The organism is Paracoccus sigandri (genome assembly GCF_003709565.1).
Taxonomy (GTDB): Bacteria; Pseudomonadota; Alphaproteobacteria; order Rhodobacterales; family Rhodobacteraceae; genus Paracoccus; species Paracoccus siganidrum.
Window position 1 is genome coordinate 1 of record NZ_QNRC01000088.1, and the last position, 2,334, is coordinate 2,334.

Sequence of the window (2,334 nt, forward strand, 5' to 3'; positions counted from 1 at the left end):
AGGATGTCCCAGGCCGAGACGACCAGATCGTTGCCCTGCTCCAGCACCTCGACATGGGGCAGCCCGCCGGTGGCGACGATCACCTCGTCGGGCTCGGTCGCCAGCACGTCACCCGCATCGGCGAAGCTGTTGAAGCGGAAGGCGACGCCCAGCTTCTCGCATTGCGCCATGCGCCAGGCGATGATCGAGATCATCTCGCGCCGCCGCTCGTCCAGCGCGGTCAGGCGGATCTGGCCGCCGGGCTGGTCGGCGGCCTCGAAGACGGTGACGGCATGGCCGCGCTCGGCGGCGACGCGGGCGGCCTCCATGCCCGCCGGGCCGGCGCCGATGACGGTGACGCGCTTCCTGGCCGGGGCCGGCGGGATGGTCTGCGGCATGGTCTCTTCGCGCCCCGAGGCGGCATTGTGCAGGCAGAAGGCCATGCCGCCCTGGTAGATCCGGTCGAGGCAATAGTTCGCGCCGACGCAAGGCCGGATATCGTCCTCGCGGCCCAGGGCGATCTTGCGCACCAGATGCGGGTCGGCGATATGGGCCCGCGTCATGCCGACCATGTCCAGCAAGCCCGCCGCGATCGCATGGCGCGCGGTCGGCACGTCGGGGATCTTCGCGGCGTGGAAGGTCGGGAAATCGGTGGCCTTCCTGATCGCGCCGGCGAAGTCCAGATGCGGGGCATTGCGCATCCCCTGCACCGGGATCACGTCGGTCAGCCCGGCATCGGTGTCGATATGGCCCTTGACCACATTCAGGAAGTCGACCAGCCCGCTGTCCTTCAGCCGGCGCGAGATCTCGATCCCCTCCGCCGCGGTCAGCCCGCCCGGCAGGTCCTCGTCGCCGGTATAGCGCACGCCCAGCAGGAAATCCTCGCCGCAGCGTTCGCGGATGCCGCGCAGCACCTCGAAGGTGAAGCGCAGCCGGTTGTCCAGGCTGCCGCCATAGGGCCCGTCCAGCTCGTTGGTCAGCGGCGACCAGAACTGGTCCATCAGGTGGCCATAGGCCTGGATCTCCAGCCCGTCCAGCCCCGCCGCCTTCATCCGCTCGGCCGCATCGACATAGTCGGTGACGATCCGGGCGATGTCCCAGTCCTCCATCTTCTTCGGGAAGGCGCGATGCGCCGCCTCGCGCTGATGGCCGGGCGAGACGACCGGCAGCCAGTCGGCCTTGTCCCAGCGCGTGCGCCGGCCCAGATGGGTGAGCTGGATCATCACCGCGCAGCCATGGTCGTGGCATTCGTCGGCCAGCTGCTTCATCCAGCCGACCACCTCGTCCTTCCAGGCCAGGATGTTGTTGAAGACCGGCGGGCTGTCGCGCGCGACCGAGGCCGAGCCCGCCGTCATGGTCAGCGCCACGCCGGCCTTGGCGCGTTCGACGTGATAGGCGCGGTAGCGGTCCTTTGGCATCCCGTCCTCGGGATAGGCCGGCTCGTGGCTGGTGATCATGATGCGGTTGCGCAGCACCAGGTGCTTCAACTGGAAGGGCTGCAGAAGAGGATCGTTCGACATCGGATCTGCCTGTGGAAGGTGGACGGGGTGGAAGGTGGACGGGTCGCATCGCAGGATCGGAAGAATGTTCACTCATGTCAATTCAAAATTCATTCGTGAACCCTACAGGGTCATGCCGGCACATTTTCCTTGCAGCGAATCGCCGGCCGGGCTAGTGCGGGGACATGAAAAATCGTGCAGCGACGGCTGAAACCGGATGGCGCGGATCGCGCGAGGGCTGGCTGGAGACCGGCTACCAGGCGCTGATCGAGGGCGGCGTGGATGCGGTGAAGATCCAGCCGCTGGCCCGGCAGCTGAACCTGTCGCGCACCAGCTTCTACTGGTTCTTCGAGGATCGCGAGGCGCTGCTGAGGGCGCTGATCGAGGGCTGGGAGGGACGCACGACCGAGCCCTTGGTCGCGGCGGCGCAGGACTATGCCGAGAGCCGGGCCGAGGCGATGCTGAACGTGCTGGCCTGCTTCCTGTCGGGCAGCTTCGACAGCAGGCTGGAATTCGCGGTGCGCAGCTGGGCGCTGCAGGACGAGCAGGTCGGCGCCCGCGTCGCCGGCGCCGACGAGGCCCGGCTCTCGGCGCTGCGCGGCATGCTGATGCGCTGGGGGCTTGACGCGCAGGAGGCCGACGTCCGCGCCCGCACCATCTACCTGACCCAGATCGGCTATATCTCGATGCGCGCCCAGGAGGAGCTGGAAACCCGCCTCGCCCGCATCCCCACCTATGTCGAGATCTACACCGGCCAGGCACCCCAAAAACGCGAAATCGCAAGGTTCAACGCAGCCGTGAACAGAAAAGCAAATCCAAAAGCCTAACAGCACCAGAACCGAGAGCCAGAGAAGGC

At 67.4% G+C, this 2,334-nt stretch carries 2 protein-coding genes; one reads left to right on the forward strand and one right to left on the reverse strand.

The genetic code is table 11. The annotated features are described in order from the left end of the window. Positions 1–1,499, reverse strand: a 1,499-nt coding sequence (gene hpbA, locus C9E82_RS23750) for an N-methyl-L-proline N-demethylase HpbA (RefSeq protein WP_119901226.1), incomplete at its 3' end; no start/stop codon positions are given. Positions 1,500–1,663: 164 nt separating this feature from the next. Here hpbA and C9E82_RS23755 point away from each other — a divergent pair. Beyond that, positions 1,664–2,305: a TetR/AcrR family transcriptional regulator gene (locus C9E82_RS23755; protein WP_119901225.1), complete on the forward strand. Its 642-nt coding sequence runs from the start codon at positions 1,664–1,666 to the stop codon at positions 2,303–2,305. Positions 2,306–2,334: the final 29 nt, after the last annotated feature.